27 protein-coding genes are annotated in these 22,296 nt (G+C 51.6%); 18 read left to right on the top strand and 9 right to left on the bottom strand.

From position 1 onward, the window contains the following. Positions 1 to 85 precede the first annotated feature (85 nt). Positions 86 to 439: a hypothetical protein gene (locus UNDYM_RS19360; RefSeq protein ID WP_162042506.1), complete on the top strand. Its 354-nt coding sequence runs from the start codon at positions 86 to 88 to the stop codon at positions 437 to 439. Beyond that, positions 412 to 921, top strand: coding sequence for a hypothetical protein (locus UNDYM_RS19355; RefSeq protein ID WP_162042505.1), 510 nt, complete (start codon positions 412 to 414; stop codon positions 919 to 921). The genes UNDYM_RS19360 and UNDYM_RS19355 overlap by 28 nt, the downstream gene beginning before the upstream one ends. A 70-nt stretch (positions 922 to 991) precedes the next feature. On the opposite strand, the gene UNDYM_RS19350 is transcribed toward UNDYM_RS19355, so the two are convergent. The 8 genes from UNDYM_RS19350 to UNDYM_RS19315 form a co-directional block, all read right to left on the bottom strand. After that, the gene (locus UNDYM_RS19350) at positions 992 to 1,579 is read right to left on the bottom strand and encodes a hypothetical protein (RefSeq protein WP_162042504.1); all 588 of its coding nucleotides are present in this window, start codon (positions 1,577 to 1,579) and stop codon (positions 992 to 994) included. Next, on the bottom strand, positions 1,576 to 2,742 hold the full coding sequence (locus tag UNDYM_RS19345) for a M48 family metallopeptidase (protein ID WP_162042503.1): 1,167 nt from the start codon (positions 2,740 to 2,742) through the stop codon (positions 1,576 to 1,578). The genes UNDYM_RS19350 and UNDYM_RS19345 overlap by 4 nt, the downstream gene beginning before the upstream one ends. Then, positions 2,739 to 3,446, bottom strand: coding sequence for a hypothetical protein (locus UNDYM_RS19340; RefSeq protein WP_162042502.1), 708 nt, complete (start codon positions 3,444 to 3,446; stop codon positions 2,739 to 2,741). Before UNDYM_RS19340 ends, UNDYM_RS19345 begins: the two co-directional genes overlap by 4 nt. Positions 3,447 to 3,701: 255 nt before the next feature. Beyond that, positions 3,702 to 4,406: a hypothetical protein gene (locus UNDYM_RS19335; RefSeq protein ID WP_162042501.1), complete on the bottom strand. Its 705-nt coding sequence runs from the start codon at positions 4,404 to 4,406 to the stop codon at positions 3,702 to 3,704. Between the two features lie 44 nt (positions 4,407 to 4,450). Further along, a complete protein-coding gene (locus UNDYM_RS19330; RefSeq protein WP_162042500.1) occupies positions 4,451 to 5,062 on the bottom strand; it encodes a DUF2946 family protein in 612 nt (203 codons plus the stop codon). Beyond that, on the bottom strand, positions 5,062 to 6,018 hold the full coding sequence (locus UNDYM_RS19325) for a YheT family hydrolase (protein WP_162042499.1): 957 nt from the start codon (positions 6,016 to 6,018) through the stop codon (positions 5,062 to 5,064). Before UNDYM_RS19325 ends, UNDYM_RS19330 begins: the two co-directional genes overlap by 1 nt. Before the next feature lie 10 nt (positions 6,019 to 6,028). Beyond that, a complete protein-coding gene (locus UNDYM_RS19320) occupies positions 6,029 to 6,460 on the bottom strand; it encodes a nuclear transport factor 2 family protein (RefSeq protein WP_162042498.1) in 432 nt (143 codons plus the stop codon). Positions 6,461 to 6,475: 15 nt separating this feature from the next. Next, complete coding sequence (locus UNDYM_RS19315; protein ID WP_162042497.1) at positions 6,476 to 6,685, bottom strand: zinc-finger domain-containing protein; 210 nt, start codon at positions 6,683 to 6,685, stop codon at positions 6,476 to 6,478. Positions 6,686 to 7,150: 465 nt separating this feature from the next. Here UNDYM_RS19315 and UNDYM_RS19310 point away from each other — a divergent pair, with 465 nt between their 5' ends. Both UNDYM_RS19310 and UNDYM_RS19305 read left to right on the top strand, forming a co-directional pair. Continuing rightward, on the top strand, positions 7,151 to 7,888 hold the full coding sequence (locus UNDYM_RS19310; RefSeq protein WP_162042496.1) for an AzlC family ABC transporter permease: 738 nt from the start codon (positions 7,151 to 7,153) through the stop codon (positions 7,886 to 7,888). After that, entirely contained in the window at positions 7,885 to 8,208 is a 324-nt protein-coding gene (locus tag UNDYM_RS19305) for an AzlD domain-containing protein (RefSeq protein ID WP_162042495.1), read from the top strand. The genes UNDYM_RS19310 and UNDYM_RS19305 overlap by 4 nt, the downstream gene beginning before the upstream one ends. 575 nt (positions 8,209 to 8,783) lie before the next feature. On the opposite strand, the gene UNDYM_RS19300 is transcribed toward UNDYM_RS19305, so the two are convergent. Next, positions 8,784 to 9,077: a hypothetical protein gene (locus UNDYM_RS19300; protein WP_162042494.1), complete on the bottom strand. Its 294-nt coding sequence runs from the start codon at positions 9,075 to 9,077 to the stop codon at positions 8,784 to 8,786. A gap of 912 nt (positions 9,078 to 9,989) precedes the next feature. Here UNDYM_RS19300 and UNDYM_RS19295 point away from each other — a divergent pair. The 14 genes from UNDYM_RS19295 (at position 9,990) to UNDYM_RS19230 (ending at position 22,118) form a co-directional block, all read left to right on the top strand. Continuing rightward, the gene (locus UNDYM_RS19295; RefSeq protein ID WP_162042493.1) at positions 9,990 to 11,183 is read left to right on the top strand and encodes a phosphoglycerate kinase; all 1,194 of its coding nucleotides are present in this window, start codon (positions 9,990 to 9,992) and stop codon (positions 11,181 to 11,183) included. A gap of 229 nt (positions 11,184 to 11,412) precedes the next feature. Beyond that, positions 11,413 to 12,852, top strand: a complete 1,440-nt coding sequence (pyk, locus tag UNDYM_RS19290) for a pyruvate kinase (RefSeq protein ID WP_162042492.1) — start codon at positions 11,413 to 11,415, stop codon at positions 12,850 to 12,852. A 41-nt stretch (positions 12,853 to 12,893) separates the two neighbouring features. Further along, the gene (gene fba, locus UNDYM_RS19285; protein WP_162042491.1) at positions 12,894 to 13,958 is read left to right on the top strand and encodes a class II fructose-bisphosphate aldolase; all 1,065 of its coding nucleotides are present in this window, start codon (positions 12,894 to 12,896) and stop codon (positions 13,956 to 13,958) included. 260 nt (positions 13,959 to 14,218) lie between these two features. After that, on the top strand, positions 14,219 to 15,115 hold the full coding sequence (locus UNDYM_RS19280; protein WP_162042490.1) for a phosphoribosylaminoimidazolesuccinocarboxamide synthase: 897 nt from the start codon (positions 14,219 to 14,221) through the stop codon (positions 15,113 to 15,115). After that, positions 15,115 to 15,612, top strand: coding sequence for a 5-(carboxyamino)imidazole ribonucleotide mutase (purE, locus tag UNDYM_RS19275; RefSeq protein ID WP_370529350.1), 498 nt, complete (start codon positions 15,115 to 15,117; stop codon positions 15,610 to 15,612). Before UNDYM_RS19280 ends, purE begins: the two co-directional genes overlap by 1 nt. Before the next feature lie 248 nt (positions 15,613 to 15,860). Continuing rightward, on the top strand, positions 15,861 to 17,072 hold the full coding sequence (locus UNDYM_RS19270) for a 5-(carboxyamino)imidazole ribonucleotide synthase (RefSeq protein WP_162042488.1): 1,212 nt from the start codon (positions 15,861 to 15,863) through the stop codon (positions 17,070 to 17,072). After that, positions 17,069 to 18,103 (top strand): L-threonylcarbamoyladenylate synthase, encoded by a 1,035-nt coding sequence (locus UNDYM_RS19265; protein WP_162042487.1) that lies wholly within the window; start codon positions 17,069 to 17,071, stop codon positions 18,101 to 18,103. The genes UNDYM_RS19270 and UNDYM_RS19265 overlap by 4 nt, the downstream gene beginning before the upstream one ends. Positions 18,104 to 18,178: 75 nt before the next feature. Then, positions 18,179 to 18,697, top strand: coding sequence for a hypothetical protein (locus UNDYM_RS19260; RefSeq protein WP_162042486.1), 519 nt, complete (start codon positions 18,179 to 18,181; stop codon positions 18,695 to 18,697). Between the two features lie 224 nt (positions 18,698 to 18,921). Next, positions 18,922 to 19,329 carry a hypothetical protein gene (locus UNDYM_RS19255; protein ID WP_162042485.1) on the top strand — a complete coding sequence of 136 codons (408 nt, stop codon included), beginning with the start codon at positions 18,922 to 18,924 and terminating at the stop codon, positions 19,327 to 19,329. A gap of 63 nt (positions 19,330 to 19,392) precedes the next feature. Then, entirely contained in the window at positions 19,393 to 19,818 is a 426-nt protein-coding gene (locus UNDYM_RS19250) for a hypothetical protein (RefSeq protein ID WP_162042484.1), read from the top strand. Positions 19,819 to 19,955: 137 nt separating this feature from the next. Beyond that, complete coding sequence (locus tag UNDYM_RS19245) at positions 19,956 to 20,387, top strand: rod shape-determining protein (RefSeq protein WP_232063549.1); 432 nt, start codon at positions 19,956 to 19,958, stop codon at positions 20,385 to 20,387. A 195-nt stretch (positions 20,388 to 20,582) separates the two neighbouring features. Then, positions 20,583 to 21,155 carry a hypothetical protein gene (locus tag UNDYM_RS19240; protein WP_162042482.1) on the top strand — a complete coding sequence of 191 codons (573 nt, stop codon included), beginning with the start codon at positions 20,583 to 20,585 and terminating at the stop codon, positions 21,153 to 21,155. 21 nt (positions 21,156 to 21,176) lie between these two features. After that, entirely contained in the window at positions 21,177 to 21,398 is a 222-nt protein-coding gene (locus UNDYM_RS19235) for a hypothetical protein (RefSeq protein ID WP_162042481.1), read from the top strand. Between the two features lie 72 nt (positions 21,399 to 21,470). After that, positions 21,471 to 22,118, top strand: coding sequence for a hypothetical protein (locus UNDYM_RS19230; protein WP_162042480.1), 648 nt, complete (start codon positions 21,471 to 21,473; stop codon positions 22,116 to 22,118). The last annotated feature ends 178 nt before the right edge of the window (positions 22,119 to 22,296 follow it).

Raw genomic sequence — 22,296 nt, 5'->3', positions numbered from 1 at the left:
AATTTGTTAAGCAAACTTATTAAGCAAACTTATTAAGCAAACTTGTTGTACAGCTCCGTTGGCAACATTGAGAAAAGGATTCATCATGTTTGGTAGCCAGGTATTGGAAACGGCCATCGGTATCGCCCTGTTTTTTCTTGCGGTATCGCTGTTCGTCACCGCAATACAGGAATTCATTGCCACGGCCTTGAAGCTCAGGGCCAATACGCTCTCTTCCGGCATCAATGAATTGCTGGAGCAAAAAAAGAATCTTGATCCTGTCATACAGGCCATCGTCAATCATCCCGGGTATCGCCGCTCGATGGCAAACTCTCTTATATTTCATCGACCAGTTTTGCTGCCGCCACTATCCATGTGCTGGGTGGGGCAGGGGATGCTTCCAAAGACGCTTTCAACCGCCTTGATATTGCCGTGGATAATTTACCAGCCGGCAATCTGAAAAGCGTGCTGCAACTCGCCGTCAGCCGCGCCCAGGGTGATGTCACCAGGGTAGAGCAGGAAGTGGCCACCTGGTTTGATGAATCCATGGACCGCCTGTCTGGCCGCTACAAGCGCTACGCAGGTTACCTGAGCCTGGGCCTGGGAGCAATACTGTCCGTGGGCATGAAGCTCGATGCCTTTGCCGTTGGCAGCGCCTTGTGGGTCAGCCCTGTGCTCAGGGACCAGGCTGCAGCGGCTGCCGCAGCAGCCATAGAAAAGGGCGCAACGACAACCCCGGCCATCACTGCTGATGTGCTGACCATGTTTGGCTTTCAAAGCTTCTTCGCCAGCTTCCCTTGCGGCATGGCGCTGCTGGGTTGCCTGGTCACCGCGTTTGCCGTCAGCCTGGGGGCGCCGTTCTGGTTTGACTTCTTGCAGAGCATAGTCAAGATCAATGTACGCGGTACTGGTGATAAACCAGCCAAGGCGGATGGTAGCTGATTGCTTGCGTCAGACAGAAGTAAAAACAAAGCCGGCGATGCCGGCTTTGTTTTTAAGCTAATTAAGCTATTTATCCTATCCTTGCGCTTTGTGCGATGCGCTTCACACGCTCTATATGTCGTGGGTAAAACACCAGTTTTGGTGCCTGGTACATGATCGCATACAGTTGCCCGTTGACGACAGAGACATCTGCGCTGCCTAGGATTTCGAGATTATCAAGCTTGCGCAAGAGGCTGAATTCAAAATGAAAACCCTTGGTGCCGCCAAACTGGCTGGGCTCCATTTTCAGTAATTTGAAGGTAGAGCTGTCACGCGTCAGTGCACCTTCAAACAAGGCAATGATCTGTTCATTTTGCATGCCCGGTTTAAATGCGAATACTTTTTTATCCTTGTTCGATTCTTCCGGCGGGTGCACAGGCTCGCCACTTTGCAGGCCAGAATACACCAGCAGTTTATCTACCGGCAAACCTTCCATGGTCCAGGTATCGCGGTGTGGACCATTCATGCCACTGGCACTGACCTGGTTCCAGGCACCTTCCAGCGTCAGGGTGAGTTTGTCGCCAATCAGGCGCGTGCCTGACTCTACTTTGGTTGTGGTGACGCAGGCACTTAATGCCAGCACCAGGCCCAGGACTGAGAGTTTCTTAAAAAAATTCATGTATTCAAATCCTCTATATAACTTTTGATCATGAGTGCATCGCCCGCTTCGGGTGCACTTTGCAGGTATTGTTCAAAGCATAGTTTTGCCTGGTCTTTATTGCCTTTTTGACGCCAGATCAAACCCATGCCACGGTGTGTTTCTGCAGGTTCATTACCTGCTGCGATGGCAGCCTGATACTGGGTCAGTGCCAGGTCAGCATCCTTGTCCTGATTGCGCAAACGCAGTATTTCAGCTTTGGCCCACAGGTATTCGGCCTGTTTCACTTGACGCCCTGACAGGCGTTCAAACAGGACCAGGGATTCGGCATAGCTGCCACGTTTGATCTCATCGACCAGCCAGTCATGCAGGAATGGTGCGGTACGCTCCAGCCATTCTTGCTGGTTATTGCTGCCCTGGGTATTGAGCAGCGCCGCATATTGCTCCAGCTTTTCCTTGCGTTCATGGATGGGCGGGTGAGTGGCAAACATGGGGCTGTTTTTTGCCGGATCACCCAGCGGACCTGCCTTGCTCTCTTCACGCAGGTTTTCCCAGATTTTTGCAGCTTCAGTCGTATCATAGTGAGCGTTATGCAGCAGTACGATACCTATCCTGTCGGCATCGCTTTCATGCTCCCTCGAAAACGAAAATTGCCCGGCAAGCAAACCGACCTGGCCCAGTGCACCAATCAAACCAAACAAACCGAGGAACTGCCCAAAGGCGGCGCGGCTCTTGATGTCACGCAAATTGGACAAGGTATGCCGCTCAAGGTAATGGCCTATCTCATGTCCCAATACAGAAGCCAGTTGCGCCTCATTGTCTGCACGCAGCATCAGGCCAGACCAGACTTGCATCATGCCATTTGGCGCCATGTTGGCGTTGAAATAATGATTCCTGACGATGTGCACACGGATATCCGGGCAATGTTCTGGCGCCAGCTTGCAGGTCAGGGCTTGTACATATTGCGTAAACTCTTTGTCTTTCAAGACAAAGGGGCTGCGGCGCAATTTGGTTTCTTCCCTGTCCATCATCGACCACAGGCCACCTTCGTCAGTGCTGATCTCTGGACGTAAGAAACGGCCAGGCACCTGATACAAAGCCTGGGCGCTGGCAGTGATACTGCTCAGACCCAGACTCAAGCCCAGGGCAATACAGAGCAGGTGTTTGCCCTTGCGGTATTTCATGGTTTCACCGGGAACTTGTCGAGCAAGTTGTCCACGGTGTTTCTGGCCTTGTCCAGTTCGCGCATGTCGCCTGAACCGCTGATCAATTTATTGAACCAGAGTATCCGGCCAGTGCGCAGATCAACCAGCGAGGCATAGCCGACTTGCATGCCGCCTGTCAGGCCTACGCCAAAAATGGCCATGGCGATCATGGCAGCCTTGCGCTCGGCGCTGGCATAGCTATCCCTGACCCAGGTAAATATTGCATAGTCTGCCTGGGTTTTTTCGCGAAGGACTTGTACAGAATCTCCCAATGACCAGTCAAGTGCACCTGCCTTGGTCGGCAAGTATAACGAGGAGGAGCTGAAGTGGTGCAGGTTGATGGCCTGCGCAACTGCACCATGCAAGGCGTTGACCTCAGCCGTGGCGTCCGCATCTTGTGCATTGAGGGTGACAGTATTCAAGCCAAACTTATTCTTTTTCTCTATCAGGGCCTTGGCAAAATACCTGGTAGCCGCTTCAGTCCAGTCGGCTTTGGGTTCAGGAACGCCACCTGCACTCAGTGAATACAGTTCTATGTCACTGGGCATGATGAGTACAGTGCTGCCTTTGGGAATCTTGCTAAAGCCCGGAGCAAGTTGCTCCACCGCCTGAGCTGGTTGCATGGCTGCCAGCAGCATGAGGCCAAAAAAGGCAAAAGGCGCGAAGGTTTTGCGTATAGACATGGATGGAATCCAGAAGAAAAAAAGTCCCAAATCTTATCAGCGGATAACAATTAAATACAGTTAAGTTTGTGTGACAAGTGCTGGGGATGGACTCAATTCTATGTGAAGATTGCGTTTGATCAAGAATGTTTTATCCTGGAGCAGAGGTCTGCCGTGCAATGACTTGCGTGGCATGAAGATACTGAATTACCCGCATGCTCCTGCTTCAATATCAGGCATCAGTATTGATAATGGTGGCGCTTGTTTTTTGTGGTTCTATTTGACCACAGGTGGCCCATAAACTGCGTTCGCCCATCCTTCTTTAATCATGGGCAGCATTTTTTGAATTTCAGGGTCGTTTGATCTGAGTAAATTACCGGTAAATGTTCCGCTGAAGAACACGGTGTCGTCAGGTCGGTAGATGAAGACGAAATCAGTACCTGCGCCTTTGCGGTCATTGACAGAATTCTTGGGAAAGACATTGTAATGTACCGCTCGATACAGAATGTTTTTGTACTCGTAAGAGTAACTTGCGCGAATGGTTTGGCCCTCGAACATTTCCTCTACCTGCGCGCGGCTGGCTCCCGCCTTCAAATCGGTGACTGGTATAAAACCCATCCAGCTGACGGTTTTGCCGGACAATTTTTCTACCACCTCAGGTCGCCAGAGCTTGTCCTGATAACGCGGAACAATATTGTATTCCTTGCCAGCTTCAAGCATGACATACATGGCGATGGCATCTCTGGACGTTTTGCTCTGAATGCTGATGACGTGTTTGCCAGGTAATGCAAGCGCTTCTTTGCTTGGCAGGCCTTGGGATCCCAATTCATCTATAAAATTAATAATCGCATCGGGATTATTGATTTTGGCGAGTTGTTCTGATGGCAGTTTGGGGCCCAGGTATAAATCAAGTACTGTTGCACCAGAGGCATTCGTGATGACAAAAAGTGAGCTCAGGAATAAAGACAGGTATCTGTTCATTTTTGTTATATGTTGGCAGAGCAGGATAGTGTGTTTACGTTGGCTTAATTACTGTTTTCCCTGGGGCGTGCCACAAAACCAAATTCCCGCATCAATTGCCCCTCTTCACAGCGCTGCACTTCCACATATAAACCAGGCATGCCGGGTGGGCGCAATTGCAAGTCGCCAGGTGTGCTGGCGTCTTCCAGCCACTGCAATAGTGCTTCATCACTGACTGGCTGTTCGCCGAGCGTCAGCCAGGGCAGGCATAAGGCCAGGTCGCGGTCGTCAAGCTGCGCCAGGATATTGCCGCTGCTGAGTTGCAGCCTGCCTTGCGGGTCGAGGAAGGCGAGTTCGGGTGTGAAAGCCTGTTCACCATGTTGCAGGGTAAAGCTGCCATCTACCGTAGTGTTGGCGATATAAGGTGTGGCTTCCAGATCGACATACACGCGTTGCGGGCCGTTCTGAAAATACCAGCAACCCTCTTCATTGCATAAATAATTGCGGGTGATGAAGGCCAGCAGGGCGGCATTGCGTATGGGGTCACCCTGCAGGTTCAAGGCCTGGCTGCGCTCGTCGCGCATGCGCCAGTTGCCGCGCGCATCGAGTGCCAGCCAGCCATAGCAATGCGGTACATTCGGCCACTTGGCCATGGCTGCCTTGACGATTTCATCCATCAGCTATTCGCCTCAAAAAAATGCAGTATCTTTTGCGGCAGCCAGTTCAAATGGCCGGGCACATTGCCTGCCGCAAAACCGACATGGCCGCCATGATCAGGGTAATCCAGCGTCACGCATCTGGCGGCCTGGGTAGGCAAATGCTGCGCGGGCAGGAAGGGATCATTCCTGGCATTGAGCACCAGCGTCGGCACCGTGATGTCATTCAGTATATGCTTGGCGCTGGCCCTGTGCCAGTAATCATCGGTATCGAGATAACCATGCAGCGGGGCAGTGACGACATTGTCGAACTCGTACAGATCACGCGCATTGAGCATCGCATCACGGTTGAACAGGCCAGGGAACTGGTTGAGCTTTTGCAGGCACTTGGGTTTCAGTGTCTTCAAAAACATGCGCGTGTAAATCATATTGAAACCGCTGGACAGCGAAGCACCGCCCTGTGCCAGGTCGAGCGGGGCAGAAACTGCGCAGGCTGCATTGACGATATCGGCATGATGTTGCGATTCACCCAGCCAGCGCAACAGGGCATTGCCACCAAGCGAGACGCCCGCCGCATAAAACTTGCCGCCGTCATGACGGTGATGGAATTGCTGGTACAGGCGTTCTATGATCCAGTCTATTTCCTGCGCATCACCAGAGTGATAAAAGCGCGGTGCCTGATTCAGCTCACCCGAGCATCCCCGAAAATGCGGTATTGCGCCCGACCAGCCTCGCTCACGCAAGGCCGCCATCATGGCTCGCGCATAATGGCTGTCGCTGGAACCTTCGAGACCGTGGAAGAGCACGACAAAGGGTTTGCCGGGTTCGCCATCAAGGAAATCGATATCGACAAAATCATTGTCCGGCGTGGTCCAGCGTTCACGCCGTAGTGGCGTGTGCGGCTTGTTGATAAACAAGGCCGGGTAAATGGTTTGTAAATGGCCACCGGGTAACCAGCGAGGAGAGAGGTATTTCATGCAAACTTCATCAATGCAGGGTACTGGCCTTGAACATGTCCAGCGGCGGTTTGCCAGACGCGACCGAGGCGTGGTGCATGGTGATGCGCCAGCCACGCGGGGTCTTGACATACACATTGGTAGCCAGGATATGTACATCCTGGCTGCCGTCGCTGGGACGCTGGAATTCTTCGACGATGCTATGGACCGCTGTCAGCATATTGTGGGTTGCATGCAACTGCAAAGGACGTATCTGCACGCTGCCGCGTTCGAAGATCGCTTCCCAGGAGCTGCGTATGGCAGCATGGCCTATCAGCCTGGCTGCACCAGGGTGGATGCAGACGATCTCTTCATCCTCAGCCCACAGGGCCATCATGCCATCGAGATCGGCACGGCTGAGTGCATCATAAAAAGCCGCCTCAACTTCGTCGGCACTGCCATTCAACTGTTTTTTAGCGGCCATGATGGGGGAGGTGGATTAGTGGGCTTTAAGCACAACGCCTGCTGCCAGCTTGTATTGCGTGCCGCAGTAAGAGCAAGTGGCTGTGCCGCCATGCGACAAATCAAGATAGACGCGCGGGTGCGAAGACCACAGCGGCATGGCCGGGTTAGGGCAGTGCGCAGGCAAATCCGTGGCTTGCAGTTCGACGATGTTATTGGTGGTGGCTGTGCTGGCTGTGGTGGACATGGAGACTCCGTAAATAAATTTGTGCTGGAAGCAGGGGCGTACAGGCTGGCGACGCTGGTTTGCTCCCGAATTAAACATTGCCAACGGGATTTTAACGGATTATGGGGTGGCTGGGGGTATTCGTGCTGGTGGCTGTTGGTGCTGTGTACTCTGTGATTTGGCATGATCCGAAAAAGATCGTAGGTTGGACCGGGCCTTGCCAATGCGTAGGTTGGGCCGGGCCTCGCTAGGCTACGCCTCATCAGCCCAACACTCGGCGCTTAAATACCGTATACGTTTGCAGAAGCCCAGTGTTGGGCTGATACCCCGCAGCCCAACCTACGAAATTGCATTGCATGAAATTTAAAATTGTTTGCGCTTGCCAGGATCTGAGAATTTATCAATCTGCTCACAAAATCAGCACCACAGGCAAGCTTTTTGTTTCCAAGTTACAATGATGCACTTTCCCGCTCTATCTACACTCTCATGTCATTTGAATCAGACAAGGCCGCGATCAAGGAAGGTTTGAGAGTAGGAGCGCCCACCTGGTTTGGCATAGGTGCCTGGGGAATGGTGGTTGGCGTTGCCATGATCAAGGCTGGATTGACGCTGCCACAGGCACTGGGCATGACCCTGCTGGTCTTTGCCGGCTCCGCCCAACTCGCCTCACTTCCCCTGATTGCCGCACACGCACCAGCATGGGTGATTTTTGCCACGGCACTGGTCGTGAATCTGCGGTTTTTGATTTTTTCTGCCATTCTCGCTCCCCATTTTGCGCACCTGCCCTGGCGTACCCGCGCCTGGCTGGGTTTTATGACAGGTGATATTTCTGTCAGCCTGTTCATACAGCGTTATCCTGAATTTATTGAGGAAAAAGGCAAGCTGGCCTACCTCAAATCCCTGGTATTCCCAAATTGGGGTGCCTGGCAAACCGGCTCTATCATCGGCATTTTGTTGGGTAGCCAGGTGCCGAGCAGTTGGGGTCTGGGCTTTGCCGGTACCCTGGCCATCCTGTGTATCATGCTGCCCCTGATCATCAATCGCGCTGCCTTTGCCGGTGTCGTTGTGGCTGGCATCGTGGCCCTGCTTGCAGTGAATCTGCCCTACAAACTCGGCCTCTTGCTGGCCGTCTTGCTCGGCATGGGCACTGCCATGATGCTGGAAGAATATCTGGACGGTAAAAAACTAGCCGCCGCTGGCAAGAACAATGGGGAGCAAGCATGAGCGACTGGGAAATCTGGCTGGTCATAGGCCTGCTGACTCTCGCCACTTTCATCGCCCGCAGCGGCTTCTGGCTGGTGGGACATCACATCAACCTTCCCAGGCGCGTGCAGGAAGCCCTGCGCTACGCCCCCGCCTGCGCGCTGGCTGCGATCATCGTGCCGGACTTGTTGCTGACCAATGGCCAGGTCGAAGTGGGCTTGCAAAACCCGCGTCTTCTGGCGGGCTTGCTGGCAACGGCTTTCTTCCTGGTACGCAAGAATATGTTGCAGACGATATTTTTTGGGATGGCGGTGTTTACTTATATTCGGTTGGAGTTGTGATCTGGGAGGAAGGCTATAGCCTTGCTGTGCCCAAGGCCTTGCACGAATGGTCTATATCGAAGCCCTGTTTGATAATAAATTATTCTCCTTAGCTAAGTCATTCCAGCGTGCTTTTGGCTGGAATCCACCGGGCTGGCGCTCCAGAGGCGATCGTTGGAAACTATTGCGTGGGTTAATTTCTGATTCATCGTGCATGAACATTCGGATTTTCAAATGCCTGCACACGTAATTTGAGATTGCAGGCCGGTGGTAGACCGGCGGCTACTCACTTTTCTTGTCTCGCCAAGAAAAGTAAGCCAAAGAAGGCGACCCAGGCGTAGCCGCCCCCTAAAGGGGGTTCCCGTTTGAGCAGTACAAAAAATGGGAAGGTCCGAAACTCGCCTGCGGCTCAAACAGCGGCCCTTCTTTTTCCATTTTCTGTACTGCACAAACGGCGTCTACACATGGGAACAGTCAAGGTCAACAGCAACAGCAACAGCAACAGCAACAGCAACAGCAACAGCAACAGCGAGAAGACATATTGCTATCTTTGCCTGCTTAGCTTGGCACTCCAGTTAAATTGCATTCTTTATGCGTCACTGTTTACCGAACATCCCGGCATACCAATACCATGTCTTATCCTTCAGCCAGGCAAATTTGCTGCGTTCCACGAGTATGCCGAGTGGCTTCAAGTTGATTTGGTAGCGAGTCAATATGCCGATCAATTCAAATAGAGAATCACGACTAAGTCCTCTCAGATCTAAATCGATGATGAGTGAGCGCCCAACGCCTTGTATTGATTTCAAGGCCGATATTTCTCTTCGTGCCATGAAAAAACGTGATTCGTCTTTTTCTGTATAGAATTTTGTGAGTTCAATTTGAAGCTTCATGGCCGACAGCTCTTTTTTGATGAAAGTGGGATTTTTAATTATTGCAGGAATTTATGTGGAAATACTTTGCCTTGCGTGAAGACACTGCATAAATCCATAATTGATAAGCAGTATCTTCCAAAGTTGGAGGCGGAGGCCGTATTGACGTTGCTTTTGACTTTCGCAGCCCCCATGTGTAGACGCCGTTTGTGCAGTACAGAAAATGGATTAAGAAGGACCGCTGTGTGAGCGGAGCGAGTTTCGGGCCTTCCCATTTTTGTACTGCATAAACGGGCCCCCTTCAGGGGCAGCGACGCCTCGGTCGCCTTCTTTGGCTTACTTTTCTTGGCGAGACAAGAAAAGTCAGTAGCTGTCGGGCTACCCCCGACCTGCAATCGTAAATGACGTGTGAACGTATTTAAAAACAGCAGTATGTAATCACAATGAATCTAAGATTAACTCACGTCATAGTGTGCCACGAATGCCGCTGGATCGCCAGCCCGGTGGATTCCTGCCAAAAGCACGCAGGAATGACGTAATTATATGAATGGTTTTGCTTGCATGTGGCAGCTTTGGCTTTGGACATTCGTTTGATACATACAAATCAACAAACGCATTTAGCATGGCAAATTGATAAAAACCATATAAAAGCACGAACGTACTGATTACCCATCAAACCCCATCCATCCACAACCAAACCCACCCGCCATCCCGAAGTCCAGGTAATTCCATCAAATAAATGCTAAATTATTATCAAATTTCACATTAAACACGCAAAACCCTTGCAAAACCGTATGGTCTGCAAGCGGGCTTTGGTAAAATAGCGGGCTGAGAACTTATGCAGTAAATATGCAGCAAATTTACTGGCGGAATTCATTGCCCGGCTCTCGCAGGCAATGCGCCACCCTTCAACCTTGCCAACTCCATATCACGATGCAATTCAACCGACTCAGTGACCTGATCGCAGCAAACCAGCTCCAGGGCAAACGTGTTTTCATCCGCGCCGATTTGAACGTTCCTCAGGACGATGACGGCAATATCACCGAAGATACCCGTATCCGCGCCTCGGTGCCGGCGATACAGCAGGCTTTGCAGGCAGGTGCTGCCGTGATGGTGACTTCGCATCTGGGTCGCCCAACTGAGGGTGAATTCAAGGCAGAAGATACATTGGCACCGGTTGCCAAGCGCTTGTCTGAATTGCTGGGTGTGAATGTCGAACTCAAGCAAAACTGGGTGGATGGCGTGGATGTAGCAGCTGGCCAGGTGGTCTTGCTGGAAAACTGCCGCGTCAACAAGGGCGAAAAGAAAAACGATGATGCGCTGGCGCAAAAAATGGCTGCGCTGTGCGATGTGTATGTGAATGACGCCTTTGGTACGGCTCATCGTGCAGAGGCAACTACCCACGGCATCGCCAAGTTTGCCCCTGTTGCCTGCGCTGGCCCGCTGTTGTCTGCCGAGCTGGATGCTTTGGGCAAGGCGCTGGGTCAACCTGCGCGCCCGCTGGTGGCGATTGTTGCCGGTTCCAAGGTATCAAGCAAACTGACTATTTTGAAATCTTTGGCAGACAAGGTCGATAACCTCATCGTTGGCGGCGGCATTGCGAATACCTTCATGCTGGCATCGGGCCTCAAGATCGGCAAATCCCTGGCAGAAGCTGACCTGGTGGAAGAAGCCAAGGCCATCATCGATTTGATGGCCAAGCGTGGTGCGTCAGTGCCTATCCCGACTGACGTAGTGTGCGCCAAAGAATTCTCACCAACCGCAGTGGCAACTGTCAAGGCAGTGGCAGATGTGCAGGACGACGACATGATCCTCGACATCGGCCCGACCACAGCAGCCTTGCTGGCAGAACAAATCAAAAAATCTGGCACGATAGTCTGGAACGGCCCGGTCGGCGTATTTGAATTTGACCAGTTCGGCAACGGCACCAAAGTGCTGGCACAGGCGATTGCCGATTCAGCAGGCTTCTCGATTGCCGGCGGTGGCGACACCCTGGCCGCAATTGCCAAGTACAACATTGCTGACAAGGTAGGCTATATCTCCACAGGCGGCGGCGCTTTCCTGGAATTTTTGGAAGGTAAAACCCTGCCAGCAGTAGAAATTTTGTTGCAACGCGCGGTAAAGTAAATTCAAGGTCAAGATCAAATTCAAGACCATTAACCACAGAGACACCGAGACACGGAGGGGACACAGAGAAAAGCAGATAAGCGTCCAGTCATTGGACCTTCATTGCCAAAAAAGATTTTCTCTGTGACCCTCAGTGCCCCCTCTATGTCTCTGTGGTGAGCTTTTCGGTCTTAATCAGCTTTCAGGTTTTGTGTAATCAACATATAAAAGAAAATTTTCAGGAGACCAGATGTCACGTGCCACCAAGATTGTTGCCACCATAGGCCCCGCTTCGAACGACTTGGCAACGCTCAAGCGTATGATCCATGCCGGGGTAAATGTGGTGAGGTTGAATTTCTCGCATGGCAAGGCGCAGGATCATATAGACCGGGCCACGATGGTGCGCCAGGCAGCAGCAGAGTGTGGTCGCGAAATCGCCATCATGGCCGATTTGCAAGGGCCAAAGATCCGTATAGGCAAGTTTGAAAATTCCCGCATCAATCTCGAAAACGGCGACAAGTTCATCCTCGATGCAGACTGCACCATGGGCAATCAGGAACGTGTCGGTCTTGACTACAAGGCCCTGCCACGTGATGTCAAAAATGGCGACCTGCTTTTGCTCAATGATGGCCTCATCGTGCTGGTCGTTGAAAAAGTCGTTGGCAATGAAATCCATACTGTCACCAAGATAGGTGGCGAGTTGTCCAACAACAAGGGCATCAACCGCCAGGGCGGTGGCCTGACAGCGCCTGCACTGACAGGCAAGGACATGGAAGATATCAAGACCGCCATGTCTTTCCAGGCCGATTATGTGGCCGTGTCTTTCCCAAAAAATGCGACTGACATGGAAATGGCAAGGCAACTCTCGAACATCGCGGGTGAACCTTACAACCACAAACCCATGATGATCGCCAAGATAGAACGTGCAGAAGCGATACCGCTGCTGCAAGAAATTCTGGATGCATCTGACGGCATCATGGTCGCCCGTGGTGACCTGGCCGTTGAAGTTGGCAATGCGGCAGTGCCAGCCCTGCAAAAACGCATGATCAAGATGGCGCGTGCTTCCAACAAGGTGGCCATTACTGCCACCCAGATGATGGAATCCATGATCGTCAATGCCGTGCCTACCCGCGCTGAAGTATCCGACGTGGCCAATGCTGTTTTGGATGGCACTGATGCCGTCATGACTTCGGCAGAAACCGCATCAGGCAAATACCCGATAGAAACCGTGGAGGCGATGTCGCTGATTTGCCTGGAAGCTGAAAAATTCCAGGAAAACAAGCTCGATGCCGACTTCCTCAACATGACCTTTACCCGTATCGACCAGTCCATCGCTTATGGCGCGCTGTTCACAGCCCATCACTTGGGTGTGAAAGCCATCGTGGCCCTGACCGAATCGGGTTCTACTGCCTTGTGGATGAGCCGCCACAGCGTCGATGTGCCTTTGTTTGCACTGACACCAAGCGTGGCTACCCAGCGCAAGGCAGCGCTGTACCGCAATGTCCAGACCTTCAACCTGCCTTACTCTGCTGACAGGGAAGTGGTGTTGAAGTCTGCCGAAACCGTCTTGCTGGAAAACGACATCGTCACCAAGGGCGACATGATCGTGGTCACCTGGGGTGAACCCATGGGGCAGGTCGGCGGCACCAATGCAATGAAAATTGTCAGGGTAGGTGAGAACCAAGCGTAGCAGGGACAAAGATTTTTTTATAAAGCAATCTGGAGTTAATTATGCCACTCGTATCCATGCGTCAATTGCTGGACCACGCAGCCGAAAACGGTTACGGTCTGCCAGCTTTCAACGTCAACAACCTGGAGCAAGTCACCGCCATCATGCAGGCCGCCGATGAAGTTGGCGCACCTGTCATCATGCAAGCCTCTGCCGGTGCCCGCAAATATGCTGGCGAAGCATTCTTGCGTCACTTGATCGAAGCGGCGGTAGAAGCCTACCCGCACATTCCCGTCGTCATGCACCAGGACCACGGCCAGTCGCCAGCAGTCTGCATGGCTGCGATCAAATCCGGCTTTACGTCGGTGATGATGGACGGCTCTTTGATGGAAGACGGCAAGAGCGTCGCCAGCTATGAATACAATGTCGAAGTATCGCGTGAAGTGGTCAAGTTTGCCCACTCCATCGGCGTCACGGTAGAAGCTGAACTGGGCGTGCTCGGCTCCCTCGAAACCATGATGGGCGACAAAGAAGACGGCCACGGTGCCGACGGCAAAATGACGCGCGAACAATTGCTGACTGACGTGCAGCAAGCTGCCGACTTCGTCAAACAGACACAGTGCGATGCCCTGGCCATTGCCATCGGCACTTCTCACGGTGCTTACAAGTTCTCCCGCAAGCCTACTGGTGACATCCTGGCAATCGACCGCATCAAGGAAATCCACCAGCGCATTCCAAATACACACTTGGTGATGCACGGTTCCTCTTCCGTACCACAAGAACTGCTGGATGAAATCCGCCAGTTCGGTGGCGACATGAAAGAAACCTATGGCGTGCCGGTTGAAGAAATCGTCATCGGCATCCAGAACGGCGTGCGCAAGATCAACATCGACACCGACATCCGCCTGGCAATGACAGGTGCGATCCGTCGCTACATGTTTGAAAACCCATCCAAGTTTGATCCACGCGATTACCTGAAACCAGCGCGTGAAGCAGCGAAACTGGTGTGCAAGGCGCGTTATCTGTCCTTCGGTTGCGAAGGCCAGGCAGGCAAGATCAAGCCTATGGCACTGGAAAAAGTGGCAGAACAGTACAAGAAAGGCGCTTTGGCGCAGATCGTAAATTAAGTAATAAGCTCATTTCCTCATTCCGGTGTGAGCCGGAGTGGGGGAGTTCAGGGTTTAGACAAAATTGCTGTTAGTGGTTGGGGTATTTGTAGGTTGGGCTACGCTTCATCAGCCCAACACTGGGCCTCAAAAAAAATGTATTCGTTATTTAAACGCCGAGTATTGGGCTGATACCCCGTAGCCCAACCTACGAATTACGGCCTACCAACTACACCAACAATTTTGTGTAAACCCTATCTGACGAAATAAAGAAATCCCTCATGACTACGCAAATCAATTCCACTCTTCATTCCCTGCCTTTGCTGGGCCGTGGCAAGGTACGTGACAATTACGCTGTCGGCGACGACAAGCTGCTCATCGTCACCAGTGACCGCCTGTCCGCATTCGATGTCATCATGAATGAACCGATACCCGACAAAGGCCGCGTGCTGAACCAGATGGCGAATTTCTGGTTTGAAAAATTGGGTCACATCGTGCCTAACCACCTGACAGGTGTTGCACCAGAATCCGTCGTGGCAGCCGATGAAGTCGCGCAAGTCAAAGGTCGTGCAGTCGTCGCCAAACGCCTGAAACCGATCATGGTAGAAGCCGTGGTACGTGGCTATATCATCGGCTCAGGCTGGAAAGATTATCAAGAAACAGGCGCGATCTGCGGCATACAATTGCCAGCAGGCTTGCCACAGGCAGCCAAGTTGCCAGCACCTATTTTTACCCCGGCTGCCAAGGCAGAAATGGGTGAGCATGATGAAAACATCAGCTATGCAGAAACCGAGCAACGTATAGGCGCAGAACTGGCCGCGAAAATTCGCGACATCAGCATACAGCTCTACACTGAAGCCGCAGAATACGCCGCCACCCGTGGCATCATCATCGCCGACACCAAGTTTGAATTTGGCCTCGATGACAATGGCGTGTTGCATCTGATGGATGAAGTGCTGACTGCCGATTCTTCCCGCTTCTGGCCTGCTGATTCCTATGCCACCGGCATTTCACCACCGTCTTTTGACAAACAATTCGTGCGTGATTATCTTGAAACCATCACCAGCTGGAAAAAGACCGCGCCAGCACCAGCTCTGCCGGATGAAGTCGTGCAAAAAACTGCCGCCAAATACCGTGAAGCGCTGGAACGCCTGACCGGCGAAAGCCTGAAGGACTGATGATGACTACAAATAAAATCGTCGTCGGCGTCGTCATGGGTTCATCCTCAGACTGGGACGTCATGCAAAACGCCGTCGCCATCCTCAAGGAATTTGGCATAGGCTTTGAAGCCAAGGTCGTCTCTGCTCACCGCATGCCCGATGAAATGTTCAGCTATGCAGAAACCGCCCGCGAGCGTGGCCTGCGCGCCATTATCGCCGGTGCTGGCGGTGCAGCCCACCTGCCAGGCATGATCGCCGCCAAGACCATCGTGCCAGTACTGGGTGTGCCCGTGCCATCCAAATACCTGCGTGGCGAAGATTCATTGCTGTCCATCGTGCAAATGCCAAAAGGCATACCGGTATCAACCTTCGCGATAGGCGAGGCAGGCGCAGCAAACGCAGCCCTTGCCGCGATTGCGATCTTGGCGACGACCGATGATGCACTGGCGGCGAGATTAATCGAGTTCCGCGAAAAGCAAACGCAAGTTGCACGCGATATGGTGTTGCCGGTTTAGATTTTCGTTGATAGCGGAAGATTTCGTAGGTTGGGCTGACCTCGTAGGTTGGGCTACGTCTTATCAGCCCAACACTCGGCGTTTGAATCACGTATACGTTTGTTGAGGCCCAGTGTTGGGCTGGTGAAGCGTAGCCCAACCTACGACCGCAACCTAATCACCGAGCACGAACAAATTCACCTAAATATCCGTACCTCATTTGATTTGTACTATTGTGTACAAACAATCCCTAGTTTGAAATCACTACCATGACCACTCATCCACAGCCCCGCCAGCCATTGTTACCAAATACCCCCGCCAGTTGCCTTGGCATCATGGGCGGTGGCCAACTGGGCCGCATGTTTGCCCAGGCGGCGCAAGCCATGGGTTATCAGGTGGCCGTGCTGGAGCCTGAAGCAGGCTGCCCTGCCGCGCAAGTGACAGGCCAGCATATCCAGGCTGGCTATGAAAACCACCCTGGCCTGATGGCCTTGGCCAAGCTCAGCAAAGCTGTCACCACAGAATTTGAAAACGTCCCAGCAGAAAGTTTAAAGCTGCTGGCGCAAACCAGCTTCGTCGCCCCGGCTGCTGCCTGTGTCTCCATCGCGCAAGACCGTCTCGCAGAAAAACATTTCTTCACCCGCTGTGGCGCGACCACGCATGTGTACCCGGCACCGCATTGGGGTATCACCAGCCAGGATGATGTTGCCAAGGTCAGTGATGATCTCTTGCCCGGCATCTTGAAAACCGTGCGCATGGGCTATGACGGCAAAGGCCAGGTACGCGTGCGTGACCGTGCCGAACTCGCCGCAGCCTTTGCTGGCATGAACGGCCAGGTCTGCGTACTTGAAAAAATGCTGCCACTGGCTTACGAAGTCTCCGTCCTCGTTGCCCGTGGCGTCGATGGCGAAGCAGTGGTGTACCCGATTGCAGAAAACGTCCACCGCGACGGCATCCTGTTCACCACAATAGCCCCCAGCACCCATGTATCGGCAGATGTCGCCAGCAAGGCGCAAGCTGCCGCGTTGCACATCATTGCGGAGATGGGCTATGTCGGCGTGCTGTGCATAGAATTTTTTGTGCTCAAGGATGGCAGTCTGGTCGTCAATGAAATGGCACCACGCCCGCACAATAGCGGCCATTACACGATAGATGCCTGCGTCACCAGCCAGTTCCAGCAACAGGTCAGGGCACTCGCACAATTGCCGCTGGGCGATGTGCGCCAGCATTCGCCAGCCGCCATGCTCAATATCCTTGGTGATGTCTGGTATGAAGGCGACACCGACACCATGCGCGAACCCGCATGGGATCAAGTGCTGGCCATCCCTGGCGCGCACCTGCACCTGTACGGCAAGGCAGAAGCCCGCCGCGCCCGCAAGATGGGTCATGTCACTTTCACCGCACCCACCATGGCAGAAGCGCAGGCCAATCTCAGCAAAGCCTGCACCATCCTTGGCATAGCAGCGCCGGAGTGGGCATGAAATCCGTCGCCTGTACTCCCTGCGCTATTGCCGAAGCAGCGGAAGCACTCGAACGCGGCCAACTGGTCGCCTTCCCGACCGAGACCGTCTATGGACTTGGTGCGGATGCAGAAAACCCGGTCGCCGTTGCCAATATCTATGCCGCCAAGGGCAGGCCATCGAATCATCCGGTCATTGTCCACGTTGCCCCTGGTGCTGACATCAGCTACTGGGCCAAGGACATCCCGGCAGAAGCGCACCAGCTCATCGCCGCCTTCTGGCCCGGCCCGCTGACCCTGATCCTGAAACGTGCTGACCATATCCCCGATGCCGTCTCAGGCGGGCAAGACACGGTAGGCATACGCTGCCCATCGCACCCGGTGGCACAAGAACTCCTGCGCGCCTTCAAGGCGGGCAAGGGCGGTGTGGCTGCACCATCAGCCAATAAATTCGGCCACGTCAGCCCCACCATGGCAGCCCACGTAGAAGAAGAGTTCGAGCAAGAGATACAGCCTGGTGGCCTCATCGCCAGCGTACTCGACGGCGGCCAGAGCGATGTCGGCATAGAATCCACTATCGTCGATCTCAGTCGCCTCGCCACCCACGGCCCCGTGCTGCTGCGCCCAGGCCACATCACTGTCGCCCAAATGGCTGCCGTGCTGGGTACCACACCATCAGCGCCAGACGCTGCTGCCCCACGCGCATCCGGCACCCTGGACGCCCACTATGCGCCACACACACCAGTAATTCTGGTCGAAGCCGCAGAGCTGGACGACACCGTCAACCGCCTGCACGCCAAAAATAAAAAGCTCGCCCTCATGAGCTACCAGGCCCACCCCGCCATCCACGCAGAAGCATGGCGCCACCTGCCCGCCGACCCGGTAGGCTATGCCCATGATTTGTATGCGGGTTTGCGTGAACTTGATCATGCCCATGCAGATTTGATTTTGGTAGAGGCCCTGCCACAAGACAAAGACTGGCAAGGCGTGAATGACCGTCTGCGCCGCGCGGCATTTGACTCGCGGGATGTGTTGAGAGGGATGTTAGGGTAGGGGGCGTTACTTTACTGTGACAGACTTGCATCTCATTCCAACAATGATTAAATGGCCAAAGCACAAAAGTAAACGATGGGACTGGACGAAGCGCTACGATTGAAAAAATGGATGTCCTTATCCAGGATTGGAGAAAATGCGGAAGCAATTTCCGGCGGTTTTTTTAGTCTTGGGGCAAATCTTTATGTCAGCACCCAAGCTTATAATAAAAATCTGGAAAGAGATAACCCGCTGGCCCCATTCATTACTGGCGTATATTGGGCTGCATCCGTCGCAGCCTTGAAATGGGCATATCTGGATAGTGATTTGCCAGCGACCTCAGATACTTCTCTTGCTACTCCCCGCAAGAACTTCTGCTGGGGACTTCTGGCACCTATTCTGAACTGCAGCATCAGATTCCTAAAAATGGAAATCGAATTTTTGAACGGGCCGAGTATTCAAATAAAGGTTTATTTTTATTTAAAGAGCTTAACATCGATGGTTTTAAGTACCTATTCTTTGAAAGTAAAAATAAACCAAAAGAGCGAGTCTCAGTTATTGGTTTTTCCTTGCAAACTGAATAGGCGCAGGAAATTGATGTATCCCTTTAGATAGGGGCCAGATTTCTATCCACCCGTAAGAACGGCTTCAGCAGCTAATTTGTGTGATGCGAACCATGATTAATCAAGTATGACCGATGGTCGGTTCGCGGCTAAAGCTGCTCCTACGAGACAAGTTTTTTATTCAAGTATTCACATTAGGCCTGTACTTACTAATTGCTTTTTATTGCTTCATATTTCTTGATTCAAAACTCCTATAGAAAACGGCACATCAATCTCATGGCTGACGCAATCGCTCATGTCTTTCTTCGGATTATCTTATCCGTCCTCGCTGCTTCCGCAGCAATGGCATTCGTCATGTTGTCAGGCTTTTTTGGCGGTGGTGGCAGTGGTAGCAGTAGTGGCATTTTTTTTGCGTGCACGCTGACGCTTGTCTTGTTGGGCTGGTCACTATTGCCCGCGATCAGGGTATCTCGCATTTTGGCGGCGTTGATGATTGTTGCCTGGATATGCCTGGGGGTTGCCTGTATTTTTTTTGGAGCTCCGTCCGTCAAAGGCTGGTTATTGGCACCATGGTTGCTGGCAACGCTTTGCAATCTGGCTTTGTTGAAAAAAGATCCGCCCAAATATTGGGCTGCTAGTGAAAAGATAAATCCTCAAAAAATAGATGAGACCGATCCAGGCTGATTGTGTAGAGTCCAACTGATATGTAGTTAGTGTTTATCATTCTGTGGAAAAAATAGGAATCCCATGTTTGTCGATCTGGAACATAAATGGAGATGCCCAACCGGCGAGGCTATGTATGCACTTGCCAGGCAACTTGATTTACCACCCCCACCTCTGGCTTATGACTGGCATTATGCGGTAGCTGATCCTGCCAGAATTGAAGATTTTGTTGTTGCGTATGAAAATTTGGCATTAAGCGACGACGAAAAATTCACATTGATGGAAGTGATACTCAATTCTGTCATTGATGCAGCAGACACGATTATTCTGGAAAGTCATCTATGGAAAAATATAGTGATGCTGATAGAAAATAACATAACCCTGCACATCTACTCGGTTTGGTACTACGCAAGTACGGAGCAAGAAAATATTGAAGATGCCTGGTTTATTGCCCCTGACATGCGAAAAATCCTGCTACAGCATCAAGCGAAGTTTGCACAGCCCAGGTAGGCGAGATGGATTTCGCATGATCGTATCTGTACCCAAAAATCTTATCGCGTCTTTTCGCCTGCCTCACAAATAATTTATCTATGTTCGATTCCTTCAAGCAATATATCTACATCCAGATTTCTCCTGATCGCCTAAGCGTGAAGAATATCAAATCGGGAGAGTGCATTTCAGAAGTGCCTGAACTGGCGATCAGTGCGCCACCTGATCAAAAGATACTGGGTGTTGGCGCTGCGGCGCGGTCTTCGATAGCGGGAAAAGCCGGCGCCGTTGTGCTTAATCCCTTTGCTCATCCGCGCTCACTTGTATCTGATTTTACCGTGGCACAGCAACTCATCAAGGCCTTTGTTCAGCGCGTCAAGTCCAGTTCTGCCATGGCGATGAATCCCATCATCATCTTCCACCCACTCGGCAATCCTGACGGCGGTTTTACCCAGGTAGAGGGCCGCGCATTTCGTGAATTGGCGTTCGGGGCTGGTGCATACAAAGTCATACTCTGGTACGGCGACGAACTGACTGATCAGGAAATATTGTCCGGCCAGTATCCGTCCCATGGGCGTGTTATTGATTGATGTTTTCAGGTTAACTGGTATGTACGATTATGGTTTTGTCTACCTTGAGCATCCACTAACTTCGCTCATATATGTCGCAAAACAATATTTGATCACGAATAATTAATTAACAATTTATATTGTCAAAATAATTCCAATTTCATTGTCTTTAATTTAATATCTATTCAGTAGTAACTCTAAATGGAAAGGGTTCTTATGAGCGATGATAATGAATTTGAAAAAAAGAAATTGGAGTATTCAGCAGCGCAAGAAATGCTTCGTCATTATGATTCTTTAAGTTGGCAAATAGGGAGTATCTTGATTGCAGCCGTGTTTCTTTTGACCGGACTTGTCTTGCGCAAAGAATCTGTTGCTCTTATCCAGGACAAAGGATTGTATAGCTTTGCCATCGTTGTCGGACTCCCTCTCTTTTCGCTATTTGTTTTACTTTGTTGGCTATTGTGGTATTTGCGTTGTCGTCATCTATACAATTTGAGAAGCGAAACACTACATAGACTGGAAATTGAATTGGGCTTTTACCACCATCTGCTTGCCGTTGAAGGTCACAGCAAAGTACAGGATAGTGCATGCTGTACGGCGCGACTTGAAACAGCAAAGAGGAACGCGGGTTATACAGAAAATCGCTTTCATCCCTTGGTCAAGGTCAAATTGTCGCCCATCTCTGGCTTTGCAACAGTCCATATTTTCGTATGGGGAATTCCTGCCCTTCAGCTATTACTATTTTTAGTGATTAAATTTTCCCCGGCGCTCAATGCGGCTGCATCTTAGCAAGTAGGTACGAATAGCCTCGTGACTTTATGCTTAGGCGGCTTCGCTGTTTCGCCACATTGGGCGGGGCTTGCAGGCTTGCCAAACTTAAAGAAAATACAGCTTCTCGTCAATAAATCAGAAATGCCTTCAGAGCTGGTTTTGCAAGCGATGTTCAAAGATGCCGGGAAAGAAATCAAAAAATTCAAATTGATAGCTGTAGGTAGAACATCTTGCACTTCTGTTCAAATTGATTTCGTATAGCTGCTCATGCTTCAACAACAGCCCCTTCTGGGCGCATGTATGCAAGGCTGATACACCAGACGATACATAAAGATGGAAAAAGAATTCAGGGTACATATTCAGCAAAGTATAGACACCAGGCTCATTGTAGATGGTCTATTTAAGCTGGATAAAAAAATCAAGCTTGGTGCACAGCGTCCGGGCTCTTGCGTCTGGCGTTGGAGAGTATCAGATAATTTCTCTTGTTTTGTGGCTCTCGAATTCTATTCATCCGGCAATGACTGCAATCTCGGTATAGGGTGGTCAAGAAGAAGTGATGGCGTATTGGATTTTGTAGAGGCTCATCGAACTGCTGTTGAGAAGCTGGATGCTAACGATGGCAATCTTGATGCTCTGGCAGGTTTGCAGGAAGTGTATTTGTATAGAACGGAATTTGGCAGCCCGCTTGGATTTTTTGGCCCGGCAGAAGAAATGGCTTCGATAGAAAGGGCAAAGGATGTATATGCCGACCCTGATACCCTGAAGAGAGCAAATGCATCTGCTGCCTATACAGAAACCGATTGGGAAAAAAATACGATGATCAGGTACTGGGGCATTATGAAATGCTTCATGGATACTCCGTTGACGCAAGAAGATGCCGAATATGCGACTGGAGATATGTGCAGGGAAATGCTTTCTTTTCTTGATGACTTCGGCCTGCCATATCTGATGAAAACTGCGCAGGCATGCTGTCCGCTTTAAAATTGGTGGCATAGACAATTTCCATTCAGCCATTGCTGTCTTATGGCACTGCTTGCAAATTGCCATGGCGGGTCGCTGTTATGTGCACAGACAAAGGCTTACCCGGCAAGCCAGGCACAAGAGCAAACGCGGCAACACTGCCGTAATGATTAAAAAGGAAACATGATTGTGCATTTGA

Origin of the sequence: Undibacterium sp. YM2 (genome assembly GCF_009937975.1) — a bacterium.
GTDB lineage: Bacteria > Pseudomonadota > Gammaproteobacteria > Burkholderiales > Burkholderiaceae_D > Undibacterium.
This window is presented reverse-complemented; position numbering and strand designations above follow the sequence as displayed.